The sequence below is a fragment of the Paraconexibacter algicola genome (assembly GCF_003044185.1).
GTDB lineage: Bacteria > Actinomycetota > Thermoleophilia > Solirubrobacterales > Solirubrobacteraceae > Paraconexibacter > Paraconexibacter algicola.
In genome coordinates this window covers 419,031-442,394 of the sequence record NZ_PYYB01000002.1, presented here as the reverse complement: position 1 = coordinate 442,394, position 23,364 = coordinate 419,031, and the positions used below count along the sequence as shown (strand labels likewise).

The following is a 23,364-nucleotide window of genomic DNA, read 5'->3' as shown; positions in this document are numbered from 1 at the left end:
CGCGCGCCTGCCGGTCCTCAGCCGTCCCAGCGGAAGCCCACGGCGGACGGCGCCGGGGGGATCGGGCTCGTGGGGAGGCCCGCCGGGGGCGGGTCCTCGTCGTAGGCGCCGGGCGCCACGTCGTTGGGCGTGTCGGGGTGGAACAGCGACGCCAGGTACTGGATCTGGCCGCGGCCCGGACCGAGCTCGAACTGACCGCCGCCGTACATGCCGATCCCGCGTTCGTCGCAGGTGTCGTAGCAGTGCAGCAGCGGCCGCAGGCCCCCCAGGCGCGACGGCTTGACGTTCACCATCCGCGGCGGGAACGGCAGTGCGTCGATGTCCGCGACCGAGTGGATCGGGGCGTCCCAGGTGATCCGGTCGCGGTACGGGGCGAGGACCGGATCGGTCTCGGGCGTGAGCTTCGGGTCCTCGATCCACGCGTCGGGGAACGCCTCGGCGACGCGCCGGTAGAGGTCGGGATCGGCCGCGTTGTCCACCACCGACCCCTCGTAGAGGCCCTTCAGGTCGACCGAGTCGACCGCGCCGGTCGCCACGAGCTCCGCGATCAGGGCGTCGTCCCAGTCGGCGGTCGGATCGAGCTTGAACCGCAGCGTCGGGTACGGGTCGAGGCGGGCGCGCAGCGGCGCGATCGTCGACGGCTGCCCGAGCCGCAGCGACATCACGAACGTCAGCGGGCGCGGCTCGCGGCCCAGGACCTCGTGCAGCGCGCGGCCGGCCTGGCGCAGCGCGAGGTCCAGCGCGGCCGACTCGTAGGCCCAGACGCGGTACAGGCGCGAGGCCTCGTGCCGCGGCGGCTCGGGCCACAGGTCGAGCGTCGCGAGGTGGTCGCAGAAGGACTCGAGCGTCCACGTCCCGGCGAGCGGGAGCACCGGCCCGGCGGCCTGCAGCGCGTCCTGGTCCTCCGCCTCGTAGCTGACGTCCTCGCCGACGCCGTCGTGCCCGCCGCCCTGCAGGCGGATCACGGTCGTGACCCGCAGGAACCCGGTCGAGACGTCGCGCTGCAGGCGCTCCAGCGCGTACTCCTCGATCGTGAGCGGCAGGTCCTTGATGCGGTCCCAGGTGGCCATGGGGCGAGCCTACGGGGTCGCGGCGCCCGGCTGGGAGGGCCCCCGCTCCAGCCGCGCGACGAGCTCGTCCAGCCGCAGCTCCTGCAGGCTCTCGCCGACCGCCTCGAGCTCCGCCGCGCAGCGCTCGACGAGCAGCTTGCCCTCGCGGCACAGCTCGAGCGTCTCGCGCAGGCCCGCCTCACCGCCGTCGAGGCGCCGGATGATCGCCTCCAGGCGCGCCGCGGCGTCCTCGTAGCTCGTCGTCGGGTCCGGCTCGGTCATGCGGTGGGCTCCTCCTCGGGGGACGTGGGCTCCTCGACGCGCGTGTCCACCGCGGCGTCGGCGAAGCGCAGCTGCAGGCGCCCGGCGGCGCGGGCGGCGGCCGCGGTGGTGACGATCGCGCCGTCGGCGTCGCGGACGATCGCGTAGCCGCGGCCGACGACCCGCTCGGGATCGTGCGCGGCGAGGGCGAGCGCCAGCGAGTCCAGGCGGGCGCGGCGCGCCGCCTGCTGCGCGCCGGCGGCGCTGGTGCCGCGACCCTCCAGCCGGTCGGCCGACGCGCGCAGCTCGCGGGCGGCGCCGTCGAGCTGCCGGCGCCCGCTGGCCCGCAGCTCGCGCAGCAGCTGGTGCAGGCGCACGCGGTGGCGCAGCACGTGCTCCGCGGGCGCGCGCGCCAGGCGCTGCAGGATCCGGGCACGGCCGAGCACCGCGTGGCGGCCGTGGTGCTCCAGGCGCCGGGCGGCGGCGAGCGCCCGGCCGCGCTCGGCCGCGGCGTCCAGCGGCACCGCCGCCTCCGCCGCGTGGGTCGGGGTCGAGCACGAGACCGCGGCGACGTCGTCCAGCAGGGTGCGGTCGCCGTGGTGCCCGACCGCCGCCACGACCGGCGTGCGCAGCAGCGCGACCGTGCGGCACAGCGTCTCGTCGCTGAACGCCAGCAGGTCGGTGACCGAGCCGCCGCCGCGCGCGACGACGATGACGTCGACCGCCCCCGTCGCCGCCAGGTCCTGGAGCGCGCGGGCGATCCGTGGCGCGGCGTGACGGTCCTGCACGGGCGCGAACGCCCACACCACCCGGCCGGTGTACCCGCGTCGCCGCAGCCCGGCGAGGACGTCGTGGCGCGCCTCGCCGGTCTCCGCCGTGACGACGCCGACCGTGCGCGGCAGCGCCGGGCGCGGCAGCGTCTTCTGGGGCTCGAGCAGGCCCTCGGCGCGCAGCTGCTCGCGCAGCAGCGCGATCTGGGCGAGCAGGTCGCCGTCGCCCGCCACGCGCAGGGTCTGCACGCGGAAGCTGAACGCGCCCGACGAGGTCCGTGAGCCCGGGTAGTAGTCCACGCCGCCGGCGATGACGACGTGCGCGCCGTCGACCAGCGCCCCGGGCGGCAGGCCGAGCCGGTCGTGGTCGTCGCGCCACATCGCGCACGGCAGGGCGCCGTCCCCGTCGCGCAGCTCGAAGTACACGGTCCGCGCGCGCACGCGCAGGCCGGTGACCTCCCCGGTCAGCTGGACGCGGGCGAACTCCCGCAGCCGCTCGCGCAGCCGCAGTGCGTAGCGGCCCACGGGGTAGGGGCCGGGGAGCGCGGAGCCCGGGACGCCGGAGGTCGGTGCGGGGTGGGCGTCCACCCAGTCAGCGTAGAGCGCCGGTCAGCGGACGCCGATGACCGCGCTGCGGGAGCGCACCACGGCCTTCGTCGCCGGATCGGTCCACGCCAGCCGCACGCGCGTCGTGCGCGTCAGCCGCACGGCCGCCTCGAGGTAGCCGCGGCGCGGCTCCGTGCGCACGGTCCGCAGGGTCCGGTAGCGCTTCGCGCCGCGGGCCAGGCCCTCGATGCGGACGGTCTCGCGCGTGTTCGGCCGCCCGACGCGCAGCAGTCCCCAGACCTTGGCGTCGCGCCCGGAGCGCACGACGTGCAGCGGGAACCGGTAGGCGGCGTAGGCGGGCTTGCGCCGACCCTGGAGCGTCTGCAGCCCGCTCTGGAAGGTCGCGCCGAACCGCGCCGCCGCCGTCTTCCCGGCGACCGGCCGGTCGTCGATCAGCAGGAACTGCGACAGCGTCTTGACGGCCCGGTTGCGGGCGGTGAGGTACTCGGCCTGGTTGAGGTAGGCGGCCTGCTGGGCGAGCGTCACGCCGAGCGGGTCCGGCGGCGAGGTCTGGTACCCGTACTCGGTCAGGTAGAGCGGGAAGCTCCCCGGGAGCTTCCCCGGGACCGGGGCGCCGTAACGGGCGAAGATCCGGCCCATCAGCGAGCCGAGCGCCCGCAGGTTCGCGGTCGTGAAGAACTCCGGGTCCAGTGGTGGCGCATCGGGACGCTGCGAGACCTCGTAGGGGTGGTGGGCCAGGCCCGTGACCTTGAACAGGCCCGGGTGCGCGTCGCGGAACGCCTCGACCGGGCCGTCGGTGGGGCACCCGTTGCGGGTCGCGTCGGCACCGCGCAGCGGCACCGCGTTGTCGTCCAGGCAGTAGACGCGCAGGATGAACCGTCGCGGCTTCATCGCCCGGCTGATGCCGCGGGCGGTGACCTGGCCCTTCGGGGCCATCTCGCCGACGAGGATCGTGTCGCCGCCGTGCCCGCTGACCTGCAGGCCGGACCACATCGCGTCGGCGAGCGCCCGGTAGATCCGCGGCGCGGCCTCGGCGAAGCCACCGGGCGCGGAGCGGTCGGGCACCCACTGCGGGGTCAGCCAGCCGGGCTGGTTCGGCTCGTTCCAGATCGACCAGTAGTCCGCCCGCGGGAGCGCCGGCCCGCCCGCGACCGGGCGGTAGGTGCCGCTGTAGCGGGTGCCGACCGCGGTGACGAAGCGGGCGAACTCCACCGGGTCGGGCTCGTAGGTGCCGACGAGGTCCTCGCGCTCGGGGTTGCCCGCCGCCCAGCGCGGCACCGGCGAGGTGATGTTCATGTTCACCGCGATGCCGCGGTTCGCCGCGTTGACGAGCAGCTTGTCGTAGCGCGTCCACGCCTCCGGGTCGTACTGGCCGGGATCGGCGGCGTTGAAGGCGGGCTTCGTCCGCGACGCGTTGGCCGGCGCCACGAGCGCCCAGAACACCGACACGCGGATGCGGTCGACGCCGAGCCGCTTCAGCTTGTCGAGCGTGCGCTTCTGGACGGTCTCCTGCGCGGCGCTGAAGCTCTGGCCCGTCGGGAGCGCCCCGGTCGTCTCGGTGCCGTAGACGAGCAGCGGATCGTCCTGGAACATCGACTCCTGCGTCGTCGACGCGCCCGCGGGGGCGGCCGCGGCGAGCGCGAGGAGGAGCAGGACGGGCAGGAGGAGGAGACGAGGCGTGGGCATGGGGGAGGTCAGCGCGACAGCTCGCGCACGGTGGTCCGATACGTCAACAGCGCAGGCTTGCGGACGATGCGGTCCCCGGACAGGCGGCTGAGGCCCGCGTAGGAGGACCAGTTCGCCCGGCGGGCCTGCGGCGAGAGCCAGGTGTACCAGGACACCCCGCCGATCCCGAGCGCGCGGCGCTGGCGGGCGAGCAGCCGGAACGTGCTGCGCAGGCGGTCCGCCTGGCCGCGCTCGGTGGTGTCCCAGGTGGCGAACCGTCGCGCGTCGGGGGAGTCCCCGCCCGAGGAGGAGAACGCGACCTCGGTGAGCACGATCGGGATCGTGCGCTGCCCGCGCGCCGCGGTGACGCGCCGGGTCGCGCGCACGGTCGCGAGCACGCCGGCGGCGCTGCGGGTGTACGGGTGGATCGCGACGACGTCGAAGCTGCCTCGCCCGCCGGCCTCGTAGATCCTGCGCAGCGCCGTCCAGGCGGGCACCGAGCCGTTCGTCAGCCCGCCGGTCGCGATCAGCGCGCGCGGGTCGACCGCCCGCACCGCGGCGCGGGTCGCCCGCAGCAGCGGCACGTATCCCTCCTGGAAGTCGGGCTCGTTCCAGAACACGTTGAGGTTCATCTCGTTCCAGACCTGCCAGGTCCGGATCGGCCGGCGTCGCTGCGGCGGCACGGTGCTCCACAGCGATCCGGTCGGGCCGTAGCGGCGCGCCAGCGCCGCCACGAACCGCGCGTAGGGCTCCGGGCCGCTCGGCGGGGACGCGTAGCGCCGCGGGTCGGTGAGCAGCGACCCCGGGAACTTCGCCGCCCAGTCCGGGGCGTGCAGGATCACGGGGAGCGGGCGCAGGCCCTGCGCGGCGAGCAGCCGCACGATCCGGTCGCTGCGGGAGAGGTCGGTCGGGACGCCGTCGACGTCGGTGAAGCGCGCCCGCTCGGCCTCCGGGACCTCGGCGGCGGTCGCGTACGGCTGCGCGGACGCCCAGTCGATCGCGAACCGGACGGTCTGCGCGCCCGCGGCGCGGATCCGCGGCGCCTCGCGCTCGAGGATCCCCGGCGTCTCGGTGGCGGGGCCGTCGACCATCACGCCGAAGAAGCCCTGGGGCACCTTCGCGGCGGCGCTGGAGGGGAGGACGGCCGCGACCGTCAGGGCGCAGGCCGCGACGAGACGGAGGACCCGGGGCACTGCTGCGAGCATAGCCCCGGCCGGGCCCGCGGCGCGCCGCCCGACCCGGCGGGTGGCGTAGGTTGCGGACGTGGACCGCCGGACCCGCACCACGCTGCTCGGCCTGCTGCTGCTGGCCGCGGCGCTGCGGTTCCCGACGCTCGGCGCGCAGTCCTACTGGGCCGACGAGGCGGCCACGGTCGACGTGCTGCGCCACCCGCTCGGCGAGCTGCTGGGCGCGGTGCGCGACCAGGAGTCCACGCCGCCGCTCTACTACCTGCTCGCCTGGGTCTGGACGCAGCCGCTGGGGGACTCGGAGGCCGCGCTGCGCGCGCTCTCGGCGGTCTTCGGGCTGGCGACGGTCCCGGTCGCCGCGGCGATCGGCGCGCGGCTCGGCGGGGCACGCGCGGCGCTGGCCGCCGCGGCGCTCGTCGCGACCAGCCCGCTGCTGGTCTGGTTCTCGCAGGAGGCGCGCGCCTACGCCCTGCTCGTGCTGATGGCGGGGGCCTCGGTGCTGCTGCTGCTGCGCGTGCTGGAGCTCCCGTCGCGCGGGCGGCTGCTCGCGTGGGGCGCCTGCGCGGGCGCGGCGCTCGCCACGCACTTCTTCGCGCTGTTCCTCGTCGCCGGGGAGGTCGTGTGGCTGGCGGTCGCGCTGCGCGCCGACCGCCGGCTGCTGGCGATGGCGCTCGCCCCGCCCGCGGTGCTCGGGCTGGCCCTGCTGCCGCTGGCGCTCGACCAGCGCTCCGCCGGCCGGGCGTCGTTCATCGGCGAGGAGCCGCTGGGCACCCGGCTGGCGCAGGTGCCCAAGCAGCTCCTCGTCGGCTACGACGCGCCGGGGGAGGTGGTCGCCGCGGTCCTCGCGGGCCTGCTCGCGCTCGCGGCGCTCGCGGGTCTGCGCCGAGCCGGGGGGCCGGTCCGCGCCCTCGCGGCGGTCGCGGCCGCCTCGGTGCTGGTCCCGCTGCTCCTCGTCGTGGCCGGGGACGACTACCTCGTGACCCGCAACCTGCTCGCCGTCGCGGTGCCGCTGCTCGTCCTGCTGGCGGTCGGGACCGCGGGCCTGCCGCCGCGGGCGGGGACGGTGGTGGCGGTGGCGCTGGCGACGGTCGGGGCGGCGACCGCGATCGCCGTCCAGGTCGACGACGGGTCGCAGCGGGAGAACTGGCGCGACGCGACCGCGGCGTTCGGTCACGAGGCGACGGGGCGCGGTCGCGCGATCGTCGTGCTGCCGGGCAGCGGGCGCGTCGCGGTCGAGCACTACCTCCCCGGGGCCCGGCTGCTGCGCCGGCCGGAGGTCGTCGACGGCCTCGTCGTGCTCGGCGTGGCGGGCACCTCGGCGGGCGGCCGGACCGACGCGCCCGCCCCGCCCGGGCAGGTCCCCGGCTTCGCCCCGCCGACGGTGCGCCGCGCGAGCACGTGGTCGGCGGCCGCGTACGCGCCCGCCGACCCGGCGGGCGCGGCGGTGGACCCGGGCGCCCTCGGAGCCCTCGGTCCGGGGGCCGTCGTGCTGCTGCAGCGCCCCTGACTTGACACGTTGTCGAGTGTCGTACGCTGGGAGGCATGAGCGAGTTCGATGTGGTGGTCGTCGGCGGTGGATCCGCCGGCTGCGTGGTCGCGGCGAGGCTGAGCGAGGACCCGGGCACCCGGGTGCTGCTGCTCGAGGCGGGGCCGCCCAAGCCGAGCAAGGAGGTCCGGATCCCGGCCGCCTTCCCGAAGCTCTTCAAGACCGACCGCGACTGGAACTACGAGACCGAGCCGCAGCCCGGCCTCGACGGCCGCCGCGTGTTCACGCCGCGCGGAAAGATGCTCGGCGGCTGCTCGGCGATGAACGCGATGATGCAGATCCCGGGCCACCACCAGGACCAGGAGGACTGGGTCCAGGAGGGCGCCGAGGGCTGGGGCCCGCGAGAGCTCGCGCCCTACCGCGAGCGGCACAACCGCGCCCAGCAGCCGCGCGCGCCGCGCTCGCTGAACCCGCTCTCCGCGGCGTTCCTGGAGGCCGCGCAGCAGGACGGCCTGCCGCTGTCCAAGCCGCTCACCGGGGACGAGCCCGACGGCGTCGCGGTGACGCCGCTGGCGCAGAGCCGCGGCATGCGCCGCACCGCCGCCGACGCGTACCTCACGCCGGCCAAGGGGCGCCCCAACCTCGAGATCCGCGCCGACGTGCTCGTCGACCGGGTCCTCTTCGACGGCGACCGCCGGGCGACCGGCGTGACCTACCTCGACGCGACCGGCGCGCCGCAGACCGTCCACGCGGCCCGCGAGGTCGTCCTCTGCGCCGGGGCCCTGAACACGCCGCAGATCCTGCTGCGCTCCGGCGTCGGGCCCGCCGACCACCTCGCCGAGCACGGCATCGACGTCGTCCTCGACAGCCCGCACGTCGGCGAGCACCTCCAGGACCACCTCGTCGCGCTGACGACCGCCCGGACGTCGACCCCGACGTCGCTGTTCGCGGCCGAGAAGCCCGCCGAGCTCGTGAAGTTCCTCACCCGCCGGACCGGGATGCTGACCTCGAACGTCGGCGAGATCGCGGCGTTCGTGCGCAGCGACCCGTCCCTGCCCGCCCCGGACTACGAGCTGATCTTCGCGCCCGTCCTGTTCGAGGGGGAGGGCCTCGTCGACGCGGAGGAGCACGGGGTCAGCGTCGGCGTCGTCCTGCTGCGCCCGGAGAGCCGCGGCCGCGTCCGCCTCGCCTCCCGCGACCCCCGCGTCGCGCCCGTCGTGGACCCGAACTACTTCGGCGACCCGGACGGGCACGACATGGCCGTCATGGTCGCCGGCCTGCGCCGCGCCCGCGCGATCCTCGACCGACCGGCCTTCGCCGAGCACCGCGGCAGCGAGCGGCTGCCTGGCGCGCACCTGCAGACCGACGAGGAGCTGGCGGCCGGCATCCGCACGATCGCCCACACGCTCTACCACCCGGTCGGCACCTGCCGGATCGGGGGCGGCGGTCAGGGCGTCGTCGACACCGAGCTGCGCGTGCAGGGCGTCGACGGCCTGCGGGTCGTCGACGCGTCCGTGTTCCCGTCGTTGCCCCGCGGCCACACGCACGGCACCGTGCAGGCGGTCGCCGAGCGCGCGGCGGACCTGATCCGCGGGCGCGTCGCGGTCGCGGTCTGAGCGCGACGGACCGGCGTACCCGCCCGTCCGGGCGGGTACGGTCGCCGCGATGCGCCCGGTCCGTCCCCGCCTGCTGCCGCCGCTCCTGCTCGTCCTCGCGCTCGCCGTGCCCGCCCCGGCGGGCGCCGCGCGGTCGATCACGCCGCTCCCGCCGACCTGGCGGGAGGGGCTGAACGTCACCGCGTTCTGGTGGCAGGACCTCTCCGGGCCGCGCTTTCGCACCTGGCTGGGGCGCGCCCGGTCGAGCGCCCGCGCGCGCGAGGTCACGTTCGTGATCCCGTGGTTCCAGTACTTCTCCGACCGCAACCGCAGCGACCACCTCAACGCGACCGAGATCCATCGCTCGCCCGGGGACGCCCGCACCTGCCGGCGGATCGGCAGCAGCTTCACGCGCTGCAAGACGCCCAGCGACGCGGCGGTCGCCGCGGCGGTCCGCCGCGCCCGGTCGCTCGGGCTGCGCGTGGTGCTGCGCCCGCAGCTGGAGGTCGGCCGCAACGCGCGCACCGCGACCGAGCGCGACCTCGTGCAGAAGGGACCGGGGGAGAAGCGCGCGTGGTTCGACAGCTACAAGCGGTTCCTCAGCACCTACGCGCGGATCGCGCGCGACACGGGCGCCGAGGGCCTGGTGATCGGCACGGGGCTGTCGGGCATGACCGACAGCGAGGACGACCGGGCCGAGTGGCGGGCGATCATCGCCGAGCTGCGCTCCGGGGCGCTGATGGGCGACGGGCGCGGCTACCGGGGGGAGCTGACCTACACGGCGGCGTGGGACTCGATCGTCGAGGACGCCAAGGACCCCGAGCAGCACCTGTTCTTCTGGGACGCCCTCGACCTCGTGTCGATCTCCGCCGAGTTCCCGCTGCTCGCCGAGCCGCCCGACCCGACGATCGGCGCGCTCACCGCCGCGTGGGCGTCGTCGACGACGGGCCTGCCCGCCGGGCCCGCGCAGCTCGTGCGCAACATCCAGGCCGAGTACGACAAGCCGGTCGGCCTGAGCCTCGGGTACCTGTCCCGCACCGGCACGGCGGCGTTCCCGGAGAAGTCGGACTTCGACCAGCAGCAGGCCGGGGGCGTCGTGCGCGAGTCCGCGCAGGCCCGCCCGGTGCGGGCGGCGTTCGACGTCTGGACGCCGATCGCGTACGACGGCGGCTGGTTCCGCGGGATCAGCTGGAACGAGTGGCCGGCCTCCGGCCGCGGGGGCGTGAAGGACGGCTCGTTCTCGGTCCAGGGCAAGGCGGCGGAGGTCGAGATCTGCCTGCGCCACGCGGGCGTCTTCACGCCGCGCTGCCGGCGCAGCAGCCTGCGCCGCTAGCGCCTCAGCGCAGGTCCTCGGACACGGAGGCGAGCGGGGCGATGCCCTCCTCGCGCTGCGTGCCGCGCGTCTCGCCGGAGAAGCCGAGCTTGGTCAGCCGGGCGATCTCCTGCTCGCCGAGGATGCGGGCGGGGTGCTCGGCCGGCAGGTCGCGGACGAGCTTGGCGATCCGGTTGCGGATCTGCAGCGCGAAGTGCGGGGTGGAGGCCCCCATGAGCTCGCGCACGTCGTCGATCGTGACGTCCGGGACGGAGCCGCGACGGTCGCTGCGCTCGGGGGACTCTGCTTCGCTCACGGGGCGCTCCGGGGGGTCGTCGTGGTGGTGGTGGGAGTGGTGCGGGTCGGCGGCGCCTTGGTGGTCGCCGTCGGCTGCGTCGTGGTGGCCGTGGGCTCCGGTGCGGCGGCGTTCACCGGCGCGATCTCCAGGAGACCGTCGACGGTCGCCTGGACCCCGGTCTCGACGGCCTGGTCGTCGCCCACGATCCAGCCGTGATTGTAGACCCCGCGCACGGGGTCCCGGTCGTAGCCGGGCTGGATGTCGAGCAGGAACTGCTCGAGCGGCTTGGGCAGCGCGTCGCCGCGCGCCAGCAGCAGCAACGGGCCGTAGGTGCCGCTGGCCGAGAGCGCGGCGGCGGCACCGGCGTCGGCGGGGCGCCGGGTGCCCGCGAACACGAGTCCGTGGCCGGGATCGGTGATGCCCCAGCCGAACTCGCCGTCGCGATAGCGCGCGAAGGCGATCGCGTTGGTGACCGGGTCCTGATCGCCGATCCGCGTCACCGTGCCGGTCGCGCGCAGCGCCTTGGTCACCGCCGGTCCGATGACCTTGGAGGGCCCGAGCACGTAGATCTTCGGCTTGCTGTGGGTCTTCAGCGCGGCGAGCGTCTCCGCGGGAACCGCCGTGCGCGTGACGAACAGGATCGGGTCGCCGGACTTCGCGGCCCAGGCGGCGGCCGGCATCGCGTACTCGGGCGCGTCGCTGCTGACGACGAGCACGCGGCCGGTGTCCGACCCGCGCACCGCCCGCCCGAACGCGTCGAGCGCCCGCGCGATCGCGGCGGGGTTGCGGCCGCCGACGTCGGTGGTCTTCAGGCGGGCCGGACGGAACACGTCGCCGACCCGGACGACCTGCGCGCCGCCGGCCTGCGCCGAGCCCGTGGGGGCGAGCGCCTGCAGCGCCTCGACCGTCACGTCGGGCCCGTCGCCGTCGGAGAGCAGCAGCGGGGCGCGCACCGGGGGGGCCATCAGCGAGGCGGAGGCGAGCGCGACGCGCCAGTCCTTCGCGGGCGCGAGCGCGACGGCGGCGGGCCGCTGGCCGCGCTCGCCGCCGGGGTACACGGCCCGGGCGACCGCGGCGGCGATCGTCGGGGCGTCCCCGCCGCCGACCCGCGTCGTGTTCTTCGTCGCGAACGTCGGGAAGCCGAGGTCGGTGGCCGCGTCCTTCTCGTCGCTCTTCGCGCCGACGGCGGGGGCCGCGGTCGTCGATCCCGTGGCAGGACCGTCGCCCTTGCCGCAACCGGCGGCGGCGAGCGCGAGGACGAGGAGGGCGGCGGGCAGGGCGGGACGGAGCATGCTGGCGCGACCATATCCACGACGCCCGTGGCACGCGCCTGTCGGCGCTGCACGGACGCTGGCAGCACGAAAGGCTGCAATCCGTCGTGCAGTTCGCTACGCTGCCGCGAATTGCCGAACCCTGGACGGAACACCAGGGACGGGGGACCCACGTCGTTGGGGCGAATCCGATCGTGATCGGACGCGCTGGTTCTTTCTGCGCGAGCCCGTCAGCTAACCCCGGAGGCCGTCGAAAGAAAGCAGTCCGTCTGTGCTCCGACTCCGGGCGTTCCTTCTCATAGCCGTGCTCGCCGGCCTCGCGCTCGTCGTCCCGTCCGGGGCGTCCGCCGCGAAGAAGGGCAAGGCCGCGCAGGAGGAGCAGGTCCCGGCGGTCCAGTCCGACGAGTCGGCGAAGGCCGGTGGCGCGGAGTTCGGCACGGTCGACCCGACGAGCTTCCCGACCGTCCCGGGGGACGTCGCGGTGATCGACGAGGACGGCATCGCGGCCGCACCCGAGAACGCGCCCGATGCGGTCAAGCGGATCATCTGGGCCGCGAACGAGATCGTCGGCCTGCCGTACCGGTTCGGCGGCGGCCACGGCGACTTCGAGGACACCGCCTACGACTGCTCCGGCACGGTCTCCTTCGCGCTCGCCGGCGCCGACCTGCTGCGGCGCCCGCGCGACTCGCGCTCGTTCTTCACCTGGGGCAAGGCGGGCCGCGGCAAGTGGGTCACGGTCTACACGGCGTCCGACCACGCGTACATGACGGTCGCGGGCATCCGCCTCGACACCAGCGCCGCGGACGACCGCGGCGGTCTGAAGGGCCCGCGCTGGCGCCCGCTGCGGAAGTCCAACCGGGGCTTCAAGGCGCGCCGGCCGGTCGGCCTGTAGGCGCCCGGCACACCGGGCGCGTCCAGTACGCTCAGGGGGCACGTTCCACCTGAGCCCGAGGAGACCGTATGGCCGGAATGACCGGACGCATGTCCACCGTCATCAAGGCGAAGATCTCGAAGATGCTGGACAAGGCGGAGGACCCCGCCGAGACGCTGGACTACAGCTACCAGAAGCAGCTGGAGGCCCTCCAGAACGTCAAGAAGGGCATCGCCGACGTCGTCACCTCGAAGAAGCGCCTGCAGATGCAGTCGCAGAAGCTCGAGCAGTCCGTCGTGAAGCTCGACACGCAGGCCCGTCAGGCGCTCTCCGCCGGCAACGAGGAGCTCGCCCGCACCGCGCTGGAGCGCAAGCAGCTCGCGCAGACCGAGCTGCAGTCGCTCGACCAGCAGGTCGCCGAGCTCGAGGCCCAGCAGCAGAAGCTGATCGACTCGGAGAAGAAGCTCCGCGCGAAGATCGAGGCCTTCCGGACGAAGAAGGAGGTCATCAAGGCCCAGTACTCCGCCGCGGAGGCCCAGGTCCGGATCTCCGAGGCTGCGACCGGGGTCGGCGAGGAGATGGCCGACGTCGGGCTCGCGATGCAGCGCGCCGTCGACAAGACCGAGAACATGAAGGCACGCGCGGACGCGGTCGCCGAGCTCGAGGCGGCCGGCACCTTCGAGGACCTCACCCAGCTGGGGGAGGGTGGGACCGATGACATCGACCGTCAGCTCGCCGAGCTGACGAGCGGCAGCATGGTGGACGACGAGCTCGCGAAGATGCGGGCCGAGCTCGGGGTCGGCGGGGGCGCCGCTCCCGGTCAGCTCGAGGCCGGCGCCGGCGGTGCCGCGACCCCGACCGGTGACGTGCCGGCGGCCGAGCCCGCGCAGGAGGAGAAGCCGTGATCGTCCGCGTCTCCAACGAGGGGCAGTACCGCATCCCCGACGAGCACCAGGGCCCGCTCAACGAGCTCGACAACGCGGTCGTCGCGGCCGTGGAGGCCGACGACGAGGACCGCTTCCACGAGTCCTTCGAGGAGCTGCTCCAGTTCATCCGCACCAACGGGGTCGCGGTCGGCGACGACGAGATCGAGTCCTCGGACGTGATCGTGCCGCCCGCGGACCTCACGCTCACCGAGGCCGCCGCCGAGTTCACCGGTGACGGCCTGATCCCGGACTGATCGCGCGGGCGCGCGGGTGGGCCTCCCGCTCAGGGGAGGCCGAGCTCGCGCGCCCAGCGCTCCTCCCAGGCGGGTGGGGCGTACGCGGTCCCGCGGGCGGCGCCGACGGCCAGGACGGCCGTGTCCGGCGCCGTCGCGGTCGCCGACCGATGCACGGTCGGATCGGGCAGGAAGACGAGGCTGCCGGCCCGGACGTCGACCGTCCGGTCCCCGGCCGTCACCGTCGCGCTGCCGCGCAGCACGACGTACAGCTCCTCGTGGCCGCTCGCGGTCTCATCGTGCGGTTCGATCAGCGGGTCGCCGACGGCGGCCGCGGTCTGGACGTTGACGCCGAACGCGCCGACGTCGAGGAGGCGCCGGACGGGCGTCCAGGCGGGCACGCCGTCCCACGGCGTGTCGACGGGCGGCGTCTCGTCGAGGTGCAGGACGCGCATCGCGGCGCTCACGGGGTGCGGCGGTCGGGCCGCGGGCGGACGAGGCGTACGCGCCGGGCGCGCCGGGCGACGTCGGCGCGCCGCGCCGCGGCGAGGTCGTGGGTGAGCGACGAGGGGTGGAGCATGGTGGCCTCCCGACCGACCGGTAGGTCGTAACCGGTCTTGCGATGACAGTGGTGACCAACCTAGGTGGCGAGGTGTAACCTGTCAATTGCCCATGGCGGTGACATTTCCTGATGGCGGCCATCACGACGGCTTCTGCGCCCCGGCGGCGCTGGAGCCCGTGCGCGTGTTCGTCAACACGCTCGACCTCGACGCGGGCACCGACGGGCTGACCGATCCCGACGGGCTCGTCGAGGCGCTGCGGGGCACCGTGGGCCTGGCCGCCGAGGCCGTCCCCACGGCGGCCGACGTGCAGGCGGCCCGCGCCCTGCGCGACGCGCTGCGGGCGCTGCTCGCCTGCAACCACGACGGCGGCACGCCCGACCCGTCCGCGGTCCGCGTCCTCAACGCCACCGCGGCGGACGCCGACCTGGGCGTGCGCTTCGCCCCGGAGGGCCGGTCGGTCGTCGCCTGCGGTGTCCCGGGCGTGCGCGGCGCGTTCGGGCGGCTGCTGGCCATCGTCGCCGCCGCGCAGGCGGACGGCACCTGGACCCGGCTGAAGATCTGCCCGGCCGACGACTGCGGCTGGGCCTTCTACGACGTCTCGCGCAACCGCTCGCGCCGCTGGTGCTCGATGGAGGTCTGCGGCAACCGCGCGAAGGTCCGCGCCTACCGCGACCGCTGAGCGCTCCTAGAGCGGCACGCCCCACAGGGGGAACCAGCGCTCGAGCTCCGGCTCGATCGGCAGGTCGCCGCCGTAGCGGGCCTTCAGCTGCAGCTCGCGCTCGTTGGACCGGGCCTGCTCGCCGCCCGCCGGCACGAACGGGTACCAGGAGCCCCGCTTGATGTTGTAGATCCAGTACAGGGGCTGGCTGCCGTCCTCGTAGGCGAACACCGCGGCCAGCGTGCGGTCGCCGTAGCCGGCGATCGCCAGCGCATCGTTGACCGCGTGCACGCCGACGACGAGGTCCTCGACGTCGGGGTCCTCGAGGATCATCCAGCGGTAGCCGAACGAGTCGTCCTGCGAGGAGACGGTCGTGCCGGTCTCCTCGCCGGTCCCGTGCAGGACCTCCTCCATCTCCTGGACGACCCGCGAGAAGTCCGCGGTTCCCAGGGACTGGAAGACGATTCCCGCCCGGCCGCGCGCCCGCAGGCCGTCGACGTCCATCGCGATGTGCGCGGTGGACATCGCGAACAGCCGGTCCTTGGCGGCCGGCGGCGCGACCTTCCGCTTGCCGAGCAGGGCGTCGAAGAAGCCCATGTCAGCGGGTGCCCTGGAGCTGCCCCTCGAGGCGCATCAGCGCGTCGATCCGCTTGTCCATCGGCGGGTGCGTGGAGAACAGGCTGCCGATCGCCGACTTCGTCCCCGGAGGGAAGATGTAGAACGCGGCCATCTCGCTGCTCGCCCGCAGGTCCTTCTGCGGGATCCGGTCCATGCCGCCGCTGATCTTCATCAGCGCCGACGCCAGCGCGCTCGGGCGGCCGGTCAGCACCGCGGCGCCGCGGTCGGCCGCGAACTCGCGGTAGCGCGAGAGGGCCTGCATGAGGAAGAACGAGATCACGTACACGGCCAGCGACACCATGATGACCGCGAGGAAGCCCGGGCCGTCGTCGTCGTCGCTGTGCCCGCCGCCGAACATGAAGCCGAACTGCAGGATCATCGAGGCGACCGAGGCGAAGAAGCTCGCCAGGGTCATGATCATCACGTCGCGGTTGGCGATGTGCGCGAGCTCGTGCGCCATGACGCCCTCGAGCTCGGCCGGCGTCAGGAGGTCCATGATGCCGGTGGTCGCGCAGACGGTCGCGTGCTTCTTGGAGCGGCCCATCGCGAACGCGTTGGGCATGTCCGTGTACGCCACGGCGACCTTCGGCTTGGGCAGGTCCGCCTGCAGGCAGAGCCGCTCGATCATCGCGTGCAGCTCCGGCGCCTCCTGCGGCGAGACCTCGCGCGCACCCATCGCGCGCAGGCCGATCGCCTCGGAGGCGAACAGCTGCAGGAACACCAGGCCGCCGGCGACGACGGCGATGATGACGCCGGACGCACCGGCGGCGAAGAGGACGCCCATGAACACCACGTAGACGGCGCCCAGCAGGAACATCGTCAGGAGCATCCGGGCCTGCAGGCCCGTGTCCTTGCCGAAGGAGGTCGGTCTCATGGGTGGATGGTGACAGGCCCGGCTTCACGATCGGTAAAGGGGACCGACGCGGGCGCACCGACGCGCCCGCAGGCCGCTGCGCAGGACTGCTTGCAGTGGCTCGGGCTCCGCCGGACCGTTGCTAGCGTGAACCGCCGTGCGTCTGCGCCTGCTGCTCGTCTCCGTCCTCCTGCCGCTCCTGCTGTGGGCGGCCCTGCCCGTGCTCTCCAGCGGCGAGGAGCCGACCGCGCGCAGCGCCCAGGCGATCCAGAAGAAGATCGAGGTCACCCGCGGCAAGATCGGCAAGCGCAAGGGCACCGAGCGGGTCCTCTCGCGCGACATCACGCAGTACACGCAGCGGATCGAGAGCCTGCAGGACCGCATCGACCGCTACAACCGCCGGCAGGCGGTCGTCCAGAGCGACCTCGACACCCAGCGCGCCGCGCTCACCCGCATCCAGGCCGACCTGCGTTCCGAGCGCCGCCGCCTCGTGCGCCTCAAGGCGCGCCTGGCCGAGGCGCGCGTCGTGCTCTCCAACCGGCTCGCCGAGCTCTACAAGGCCGACACGCCCGACCTCGTCACCGTCGTGCTGAACGCCGACGGCTTCGCCGACCTCGTCGAGCGCGGCGACTTCCTCGAGCGCATCCACGAGCAGGACCGCACGATCGTCACGCTCGTCAAGAACGCCAAGAAGGACGCCACCAGCACCGCCGCGCGCCTGGACCGGCTCGAGGGCCGGCAGGCGAAGGTCACCAGCCGCATCCAGCAGCGCCGCGACGAGATCGCCCAGATCAAGCAGGCGATCATCGACACGCGCGTCGGCAAGGAGCGCACCCGCGCCGGCAAGCAGGCCGCGCTGACCAAGGTCCGCGTCGAGCGCAAGGACCTCGAGGGGCACCTCGAGGGCCTCGAGAAGGAGCAGGCGAAGATCGAGCGCGCGCTGCGCGGCCCGGCCGCCACGACGCCCCCCGCGGGCGGCTTCAAGGGCAGCGGCGGCCCGCTGTCGATGCCGACCAACGGCACCTTCACCAGCCCGTTCGGCATGCGCTGGGGCCGCCTGCACGCCGGCATCGACATCGCCGCCCCCGTCGGCACCCCGATCTACGCCGCCGACAGCGGCAAGGTCGTGCTCATGGGCCCGACCGGCGGCTACGGCAACTACACCTGCGTGCAGCACACCGCGTCGATGTCGACGTGCTACGCGCACCAGTCCGCGTTCAAGACCTCGGTCGGCGCCAACGTGCGGCGCGGGCAGGTCATCGGCCTCGTCGGCAACACCGGCAACTCGACCGGCCCGCACCTCCACTTCGAGGTCCGGATCAACGGGTCCCCGGTCAACCCGATGGGCTACCTCTAGCCCTCGCCGCCGGTCCGCGTAGTCTTCGGGGCCGATGCAGCCCGAGATCGATCTCCTCGGCCTCCCGCTGAAGACCTTCGGGCTGATGTTCGCCCTCGGGTTCCTGGCGGCCGGCGCCGTCCTGTCCCGCCGCCTCAAGGAGACGGGTCAGCCGGTCGACTGGGCCTACGAGCTGATCTTCGTGGCGCTCGCGGGCGGCCTGATCGGGTCGCGGCTGGCATGGGTGTTCCAGAACTGGGACGAGGCCTCCGACGACCTCGTCGACGCGCTCTTCGGCGGCTCCGGCCTCGTCTGGTACGGCGGCGCGATCGGCGGCGCGCTGTTCGTCTGCGCGTGGGCGTGGCGGCGCGGCGTCCTGAACCTGTCGCTGCTCGACCTCTGCGCCCCGGCGCTCGCGCTCGGCTACGCCATCGGCCGGATCGGCTGCCAGATCTCCGGGGACGGGGACTACGGGCAGCCGACCGACCTGCCCTGGGGGATGCCCTACCCGGACGGCACCGTGCCGACGACCGACGACGTGCACCCGACGCCGATCTACGAGACCGTCACGATGGGCCTGCTGGCCTGGGCCCTGTGGACGCTGCGCGATCGTGTGCGGCCCGGCGTGATCTTCGCGCTCTACCTCCTCGTCGGCGGTCTCGAGCGGTTCCTCGTCGAGTTCATCCGGCGCAACGACAGCGTGCTGCTGGGCCTGACGACCGCGCAGGTCGAGAGCTTCGTGATGATGGTCGCGGGGCTCGTCTGGATCGTCGTGCTGCTGCGCGGCGGCGGCCTGCGCGCCGCGGGCGGCGGGGCGGCCGCCGGAGCCCGACCGAGGCCGGCGACGACCTGATGACCGGCGGGCGGCGGTCACCACGGTGGTGGCGCGGGCGGGTGCTCGTGGCCGGAGCCGGGTCGACGGTCGCCCTGATCGCCGCCGTCGCCGCCGTCGGCCTGTTCGGGACCGCCATGGTCGCGTTCGACTCCTGGCCCGCGGCCGACGGCGAGCGCGACCGCGCGGCGCTGCCGCTGGCCCCCGGGCCCACGACCCCGACGGCGACGACCGCGGCGGCCGGCCCGACCCCGAGCGTGCCCGACCGCGCCCCCGTCCGCACGCGGCCCCGGACGACGTCCGACCGGGCGGCGACGCCGGACCGCCGGGACGCGAGCGCCGCCCCGTCCGCGCCCGCCGCCGCACCCGTGACCGCCGGACCGCGGCCGACCCCCCGACCGCCCGGCGCGGGGGCCGGCCCGGAGCGCCCGCCCGCGACCCCGGCGGCGGAGCCGACCCCCGCGATCGGCCCGGTCCTCGGTGGCGCCGGTGTCCAGGCGGGCGGCGTCCTCGCCGACACGACCCGCGCGGCCGGCGCCGCGCTCGGCACCGCGCTCGGCGGCCGGCCCGGCGACGCGACGACCGAGACCTCCGACCGTGCCGCGCGCACGGTCGAGCGGGCGGCCGACGCGGTCGCCCAGGCGCTTCAGCGGCTGCCCTGAGCGCCGTCGGCGACGGCCCGGAACCGCCGCGCCACGAACCGCAGTGCGACGCCCTGCAGCTCCGCGTCGTGCTGGATCGACCGGTGGTGCCCGCCCGGGACGGCGATCAGGCGGCTCCCCGGCGCCCGCGCGTGCAGCTCCCGGGAGTGCTCCACGGGCACGGTCTCGTCGCCCTCGGCATGCAGCAGCAGCAGCCGCTCCCCGAGATCGCCGGCCGCGACGTACGGGTCGTGCTCCGCGAGCAGCTGCAGCAGCGGCTCCTCGTCGGCGGCGAAGGCGAACCGTCCCTCCTGCAGCCCGCGGCGCAGCCCGTCCGACGACGCCGGGCAGATCGCGACCACCGCGTCGGCCCGCGCCCCCGCCGCCGCGGTCAGCGCGAACCAGCCGCCCATGCTCGACCCGCGCAGCGCCAGCGGCAGCGGGGCGGGCGCGGCCGGACACCGCTCGGCCACACGGGCGCGGAGGTGCTGCGCCAGCGCGACCACGTCCTCGACCGCGCGGCCGTCCATGGGCCCGTCGCTCTCGCCGTGCCCGCGCAGGTCCACGCACAGCGCCGCGAGGCCGACCTCGCGGCACGCGCGCGCGAAGTCCTGGTGGGACTCCTTCGTCGATCCCGCCCCGTGGAGCACGAGCACCGCGCCCGCCGGGACCCGCGGCTCCGCGGGCAGGAACAGCGTGTAGGCGAGCCCGCGGTGCCGCCCGCGTTCCTGCGGCTCGTCGACCGTCACGATGCGTGTCCCGGGGCGTGGCATCCGGGAAGCGTCGCAGGCTGGCATGATCCGCCGCCCATGGCCGCGGCACAGCAGCTCTCGCACGTCTGGCCCCTCGGCACCACGGTCGACGAGCGCGGTCACCTGATCCTCGGTGGCTGCGACGCCGTGGAGCTGGCCCGCGAGCACGGCACCCCTGCCTACGTCGTCGTCGTCGACGACGTCCGGGCGCGGGCGCGCGCGTTCGTCCAGGCGTTCGCCGCGCGCTGCGACGACTTCGAGGTGACGTTCGCGTCCAAGGCGTTCCCGTGCACCGCCGTCTACCGGCTGCTCGCCGGCGAGGGCATCGGCTGCGACGTCGCCGGGGGCGGCGAGCTCGCGCTCGCGCTGCGCGGCGGGTTCGAGCCCGCGCGGATCACGCTCCACGGCAACGCCAAGAGCGAGGACGAGCTGCGGTTCGCCCGCGAGGCGGGCGTCGGCACCGTCGTCCTGGACTCCCTGCACGACCTCGAGCGGCTCGAGCGCGTCGTCGCCGCCGACGGCCGCGGCCCGCAGACCGTCCTCGTGCGCGTCACCCCCGACGTGCGCGGCGAGACGCACGCCGGCATCTCGACCGGCCAGGCCGACTCGAAGTTCGGGCTCGGCCTCGCCGCGGCCGCCGACGCGATCGCCCGCGCGCAGGCCAGCCCGCACCTGCAGCTCGACGGGCTGCACCTGCACATCGGCTCGCAGCTGCTCGAGCTCGCGCCGTTCCGGGAGGCGGTCCGCGCGATCGCCGGCCTCGGCGACTTCCGCACCTACAACCTCGGCGGCGGCCTCGGCGTCGCGTACACCGCCGACCAGCGGCCCCCGTCGATCGAGGACTACGTCGAGGCGAAGGTCTCCGCGGTCCGCGAGCTGCTCGGTCCCGGCCGGCGGATCGTCGACGAGCCCGGCCGCGCGCTCGTCGCCAACGCCGGCGTGACGCTCTACACCGTCGAGACGATCAAGCAGAACGTCTCCACCTGGGTCGGCGTCGACGGCGGCATGTCCGACAACCTGCGGCCGATGCTCTACGGCGCCCGCTACGAGGCGGTCCTCGCCGACCGCGCCGCCGCCGAGCCGCAGGCCACCGTGAAGCTCACCGGCAAGCACTGCGAGAGCAGCGACGTCATCGTCGACGGCGCGGCGCTGCCCACCCCGCACGTGGGGGACGTCGTCGCCACCCCGGTGACCGGGGCCTACGGGCACGCCATGGCCAACAACTACAACGGCGCGCTGCGCCCGCCGATCGTGTTCGTCGAGCGTGGCGAGGCCACCGTCGTCGTCCGCCGCGAGACCTACGAGGACCTCTACGCCCGTGACTGCTGAGCCCTTCAAGATCGGCCTGCTCGGCCACGGCACCGTCGGTGCCGCGTTCGCCGAGCTGCTGCCCGAGCGCGCCGACCAGATCGCCGCGACCACCGGCCTGCGCCCCGAGATCACCGGGGTGCTCACGACCTCGCGCGGGACCTTCGAGGAGATCCTCGCCGCCAGCGACCTCGTCGTCGAGCTGATCGGCGGCCTCGAGCCCGCGCGCGGCTACGTGCTCGCGGCGATGGCGGCGGGCAAGCACGTCGTGACGGCCAACAAGCAGCTGCTCGCCCACCACGGCGAGGAGCTGTGGGCCGCCGCGCGCGAGCACGGGGTGCAGCTGCGGTTCGAGGCCGCGGTCGCCGGTGTCGTGCCGGTCATCCGGGTGCTGCAGGAGTCGCTGGCCGCCGCCCACGTCGACCGCGTGCACGGCATCGTCAACGGCACCACGAACTTCATCCTCACGCAGATGGCGAGCACCGGCGCCTCGTACGCCGACGCGCTCGCCGAGGCGCAGCGCCTGGGCTACGCGGAGGCCGACCCGTCCGACGACGTCAACGGCAAGGACGCGGCGGCGAAGATGGCGATCATCGCGCGGCTGGCGTTCGACACCCCCGTGCACCTCGACGACGTCCGCTACGAGGGCATCGAGCAGATCACGCAGGAGGACATCGCCTACGCGCGCGACCTCGGGCTGTCGCTGAAGCTCATCGGGACCGCCGAGCGCGTGGGGGAGGGCATCTCGGTGCGCGTCCATCCCGCGTTCCTGTACGCGGGCCATCCGCTCGCCTCGATCAACGGCTCGTTCAACGCCGTCACCGTCGAGTCGCCCGCGATCACCGAGATCACGATGTCCGGGCCGGGCGCCGGTGGGCCGCAGACCGCCAGCGCGGTGCTCGGCGACGTCATCAGCGCGATGATCCCGCCCGCCTCGACGCCGGAGACGACCCAGCAGCTGCCGGTCGTCGCCGACGCGGAGTCCGCGTTCTACCTGCACCTCGAGGTCGAGGACCGGCCCGGCGTGCTCGCGCAGATCGCGCAGCTGCTCGGCCTGCAGGGCGCGTCGATCAAGAGCGTCGTGCAGCAGGGCACCGGCTCCGGCGCACGGCTCGTGATGGTCGTGCACCCGATGCTCGAGTCCAAGTTCTTCGCCGCGGTGGACCTCATCTCGCGGCTCGACTTCCTGCGCGGAACGCCCCGGGCGATCCGCGTCCTCGACGAGGAGTTCGCCGCGTGAGCACCACGTACCCGTCCGGTCCGCCCTGCGCCCAGCGCGGCGGCCACGGCCACCCCGGCCTCATCCACCGCTTCCTCGACCGGCTCCCGTTCGAGGCCGACGACCCGATCGTCACGCTCCAGGAGGGCTCCACGCCGCTCGTGCTCGCCGAGCGCGTCAGCGAGATCGTCGGCGCCGAGGTCTACCTGAAGATCGAGGGCGCGAACCCCACCGGCTCGTTCAAGGACCGTGGCATGTGCTGCGCGGTCACGCAGGCCAAGAAGGAGGGCGCGAAGGCCGTCATCTGCGCCTCCACCGGCAACACGGCCGCGAGCGCCGCGGCCTACGCGTCGCGCGCGGGCCTCAAGCCCGCCGTGATCGTGCCCGAGGGGAAGATCGCGACCGGCAAGCTCGCCCAGGCGCTCATGCACGGCGCGCGCGTGATCGCGCTGCGCGGCAACTTCGACGTCGCACTGCAGCTCGTGCGCGAGCTCGTCGCCGAGCACCCCATCGCGCTCGTCAACTCGGTCAACCCGTACCGGATCGAGGGGCAGAAGACCGCGGCCTTCGAGCTCGTCGAGGAGCTCGGCTCGCTCGACGCGCTGTGCATCCCGGTCGGCAACGCGGGCAACATCACCGCCTACTGGAAGGGCTTCCAGGAGGCCGGGCACAGCCCGATGATGTTCGGCTTCCAGGCGGCCGGGGCGGCGCCGCTGGTCAACGGCGCACCGGTGGAGAAGCCCGAGACCGTCGCCAGCGCGATCCGCATCGGCAACCCCGCCCGCTGGGAGGAGGCGATGACCGCGATGACGACCTCCAACGGGCGCATCGCCGCGGTGACCGACGAGCAGATCCTCGACGCGTACCGCTTCCTCGCCGCCAACGAGGGCGTCTTCTGCGAGCCGGCCAGCGCCGCCTCCGTCGCGGGCCTGATGGTCCACGGGGCCGGAGACGCCGGCCGGGTCGCCTGCGTGCTCACCGGGCACGGCCTGAAGGACCCGCAGACCGCGCTGGAGCAGGCCGGGGGGGTCGTGCCCTGCGAGCCCGAGCTCGCGGCGGTCGAGTCCGCCGTCCTGGGGTAGCGCTCAGGCGC

24 protein-coding genes and 1 riboswitch are annotated in these 23,364 nt (G+C 74.7%); of the genes, 13 read left to right on the top strand and 11 right to left on the bottom strand.

Going from position 1 to position 23,364, the window contains the following annotated elements:
* Positions 1-17: 17 nt before the first annotated feature.
* From C7Y72_RS16060 to C7Y72_RS16040, 5 genes are read right to left on the bottom strand one after another with little or no spacing between them, the layout of a single operon-like run.
* On the bottom strand, positions 18-1,070 hold the full coding sequence (locus C7Y72_RS16060) for an enolase-like domain-containing protein (RefSeq protein ID WP_107570193.1): 1,053 nt from the start codon (positions 1,068-1,070) through the stop codon (positions 18-20).
* Between the two features lie 9 nt (positions 1,071-1,079).
* Positions 1,080-1,331 carry an exodeoxyribonuclease VII small subunit gene (gene xseB, locus C7Y72_RS16055; RefSeq protein WP_107570192.1) on the bottom strand — a complete coding sequence of 84 codons (252 nt, stop codon included), beginning with the start codon at positions 1,329-1,331 and terminating at the stop codon, positions 1,080-1,082.
* Positions 1,328-2,668 carry an exodeoxyribonuclease VII large subunit gene (gene xseA, locus C7Y72_RS16050; RefSeq protein WP_107570191.1) on the bottom strand — a complete coding sequence of 447 codons (1,341 nt, stop codon included), beginning with the start codon at positions 2,666-2,668 and terminating at the stop codon, positions 1,328-1,330. The genes xseB and xseA overlap by 4 nt, the downstream gene beginning before the upstream one ends.
* A 21-nt stretch (positions 2,669-2,689) precedes the next feature.
* Positions 2,690-4,333 (bottom strand): hypothetical protein, encoded by a 1,644-nt coding sequence (locus tag C7Y72_RS16045; RefSeq protein ID WP_107570190.1) that lies wholly within the window; start codon positions 4,331-4,333, stop codon positions 2,690-2,692.
* Between the two features lie 8 nt (positions 4,334-4,341).
* Positions 4,342-5,505 carry a glycoside hydrolase family protein gene (locus C7Y72_RS16040; RefSeq protein WP_107570189.1) on the bottom strand — a complete coding sequence of 388 codons (1,164 nt, stop codon included), beginning with the start codon at positions 5,503-5,505 and terminating at the stop codon, positions 4,342-4,344.
* 70 nt (positions 5,506-5,575) lie between these two features.
* Here C7Y72_RS16040 and C7Y72_RS16035 point away from each other — a divergent pair, with 70 nt between their 5' ends.
* From C7Y72_RS16035 to C7Y72_RS16025, 3 genes are read left to right on the top strand one after another with little or no spacing between them, the layout of a single operon-like run.
* On the top strand, positions 5,576-7,006 hold the full coding sequence (locus C7Y72_RS16035) for a glycosyltransferase family 39 protein (RefSeq protein WP_107570188.1): 1,431 nt from the start codon (positions 5,576-5,578) through the stop codon (positions 7,004-7,006).
* Positions 7,007-7,041: 35 nt separating this feature from the next.
* A complete protein-coding gene (locus tag C7Y72_RS16030) occupies positions 7,042-8,601 on the top strand; it encodes a GMC family oxidoreductase (RefSeq protein WP_107570187.1) in 1,560 nt (519 codons plus the stop codon).
* Positions 8,602-8,650: 49 nt separating this feature from the next.
* On the top strand, positions 8,651-9,913 hold the full coding sequence (locus C7Y72_RS16025; protein ID WP_107570186.1) for a glycoside hydrolase family 113: 1,263 nt from the start codon (positions 8,651-8,653) through the stop codon (positions 9,911-9,913).
* 4 nt (positions 9,914-9,917) lie between these two features.
* On the opposite strand, the gene C7Y72_RS16020 is transcribed toward C7Y72_RS16025, so the two are convergent.
* Together C7Y72_RS16020 and C7Y72_RS16015 are read right to left on the bottom strand one after the other, a co-directional pair.
* Entirely contained in the window at positions 9,918-10,208 is a 291-nt protein-coding gene (locus C7Y72_RS16020; RefSeq protein WP_107570185.1) for a hypothetical protein, read from the bottom strand.
* Positions 10,205-11,482, bottom strand: coding sequence for a cell wall-binding repeat-containing protein (locus C7Y72_RS16015; RefSeq protein WP_107570184.1), 1,278 nt, complete (start codon positions 11,480-11,482; stop codon positions 10,205-10,207). Before C7Y72_RS16015 ends, C7Y72_RS16020 begins: the two co-directional genes overlap by 4 nt.
* A gap of 102 nt (positions 11,483-11,584) precedes the next feature.
* Positions 11,585-11,725: riboswitch (cyclic di-AMP (ydaO/yuaA leader) on the top strand.
* 40 nt (positions 11,726-11,765) lie between these two features.
* Here C7Y72_RS16015 and C7Y72_RS16010 point away from each other — a divergent pair.
* The 3 genes from C7Y72_RS16010 (at position 11,766) to pspAA (ending at position 13,512) form a co-directional block, all read left to right on the top strand.
* The gene (locus C7Y72_RS16010; RefSeq protein WP_107570183.1) at positions 11,766-12,353 is read left to right on the top strand and encodes an NlpC/P60 family protein; all 588 of its coding nucleotides are present in this window, start codon (positions 11,766-11,768) and stop codon (positions 12,351-12,353) included.
* An 89-nt stretch (positions 12,354-12,442) separates the two neighbouring features.
* Positions 12,443-13,237, top strand: a complete 795-nt coding sequence (locus C7Y72_RS16005) for a PspA/IM30 family protein (RefSeq protein ID WP_233243898.1) — start codon at positions 12,443-12,445, stop codon at positions 13,235-13,237.
* The gene (pspAA, locus tag C7Y72_RS16000) at positions 13,234-13,512 is read left to right on the top strand and encodes a PspA-associated protein PspAA (RefSeq protein ID WP_107570181.1); all 279 of its coding nucleotides are present in this window, start codon (positions 13,234-13,236) and stop codon (positions 13,510-13,512) included. Before C7Y72_RS16005 ends, pspAA begins: the two co-directional genes overlap by 4 nt.
* Before the next feature lie 29 nt (positions 13,513-13,541).
* On the opposite strand, the gene C7Y72_RS15995 is transcribed toward pspAA, so the two are convergent.
* On the bottom strand, positions 13,542-13,958 hold the full coding sequence (locus tag C7Y72_RS15995) for a cupin domain-containing protein (protein WP_107570180.1): 417 nt from the start codon (positions 13,956-13,958) through the stop codon (positions 13,542-13,544).
* 205 nt (positions 13,959-14,163) lie between these two features.
* Here C7Y72_RS15995 and C7Y72_RS23995 point away from each other — a divergent pair, with 205 nt between their 5' ends.
* Entirely contained in the window at positions 14,164-14,733 is a 570-nt protein-coding gene (locus C7Y72_RS23995; RefSeq protein WP_107570179.1) for a CGNR zinc finger domain-containing protein, read from the top strand.
* A 6-nt stretch (positions 14,734-14,739) separates the two neighbouring features.
* On the opposite strand, the gene pspAB is transcribed toward C7Y72_RS23995, so the two are convergent.
* Together pspAB and htpX are read right to left on the bottom strand one after the other, a co-directional pair.
* Positions 14,740-15,309: a PspA-associated protein PspAB gene (pspAB, locus tag C7Y72_RS15985; RefSeq protein WP_107570178.1), complete on the bottom strand. Its 570-nt coding sequence runs from the start codon at positions 15,307-15,309 to the stop codon at positions 14,740-14,742.
* Position 15,310: 1 nt separating this feature from the next.
* A complete protein-coding gene (gene htpX / locus C7Y72_RS15980; protein WP_107570177.1) occupies positions 15,311-16,204 on the bottom strand; it encodes a zinc metalloprotease HtpX in 894 nt (297 codons plus the stop codon).
* A 136-nt stretch (positions 16,205-16,340) separates the two neighbouring features.
* Here htpX and C7Y72_RS15975 point away from each other — a divergent pair, with 136 nt between their 5' ends.
* Genes C7Y72_RS15975 through C7Y72_RS15965 form a run of 3 tightly spaced genes read left to right on the top strand, consistent with a single transcriptional unit; the run spans position 16,341 to position 19,013 of the window.
* Positions 16,341-17,540, top strand: coding sequence for a murein hydrolase activator EnvC family protein (locus C7Y72_RS15975; protein WP_107570176.1), 1,200 nt, complete (start codon positions 16,341-16,343; stop codon positions 17,538-17,540).
* Between the two features lie 34 nt (positions 17,541-17,574).
* Positions 17,575-18,372, top strand: coding sequence for a prolipoprotein diacylglyceryl transferase (locus C7Y72_RS15970; protein WP_107570175.1), 798 nt, complete (start codon positions 17,575-17,577; stop codon positions 18,370-18,372).
* Positions 18,373-18,413: 41 nt separating this feature from the next.
* Positions 18,414-19,013, top strand: coding sequence for a hypothetical protein (locus C7Y72_RS15965; RefSeq protein ID WP_107570174.1), 600 nt, complete (start codon positions 18,414-18,416; stop codon positions 19,011-19,013).
* On the opposite strand, the gene C7Y72_RS15960 is transcribed toward C7Y72_RS15965, so the two are convergent.
* The gene (locus tag C7Y72_RS15960) at positions 18,998-19,765 is read right to left on the bottom strand and encodes an alpha/beta hydrolase family protein (protein WP_158276890.1); all 768 of its coding nucleotides are present in this window, start codon (positions 19,763-19,765) and stop codon (positions 18,998-19,000) included. The genes C7Y72_RS15965 and C7Y72_RS15960 overlap by 16 nt on opposite strands.
* A 36-nt stretch (positions 19,766-19,801) precedes the next feature.
* Here C7Y72_RS15960 and lysA point away from each other — a divergent pair, with 36 nt between their 5' ends.
* Genes lysA through thrC form a run of 3 tightly spaced genes read left to right on the top strand, consistent with a single transcriptional unit; the run spans position 19,802 to position 23,353 of the window.
* Positions 19,802-21,073: a diaminopimelate decarboxylase gene (lysA, locus tag C7Y72_RS15955; RefSeq protein ID WP_107570172.1), complete on the top strand. Its 1,272-nt coding sequence runs from the start codon at positions 19,802-19,804 to the stop codon at positions 21,071-21,073.
* Positions 21,063-22,292 carry a homoserine dehydrogenase gene (locus C7Y72_RS15950; protein WP_107570171.1) on the top strand — a complete coding sequence of 410 codons (1,230 nt, stop codon included), beginning with the start codon at positions 21,063-21,065 and terminating at the stop codon, positions 22,290-22,292. The genes lysA and C7Y72_RS15950 overlap by 11 nt, the downstream gene beginning before the upstream one ends.
* The gene (gene thrC / locus C7Y72_RS15945; RefSeq protein ID WP_107570170.1) at positions 22,289-23,353 is read left to right on the top strand and encodes a threonine synthase; all 1,065 of its coding nucleotides are present in this window, start codon (positions 22,289-22,291) and stop codon (positions 23,351-23,353) included. The genes C7Y72_RS15950 and thrC overlap by 4 nt, the downstream gene beginning before the upstream one ends.
* The last annotated feature ends 11 nt before the right edge of the window (positions 23,354-23,364 follow it).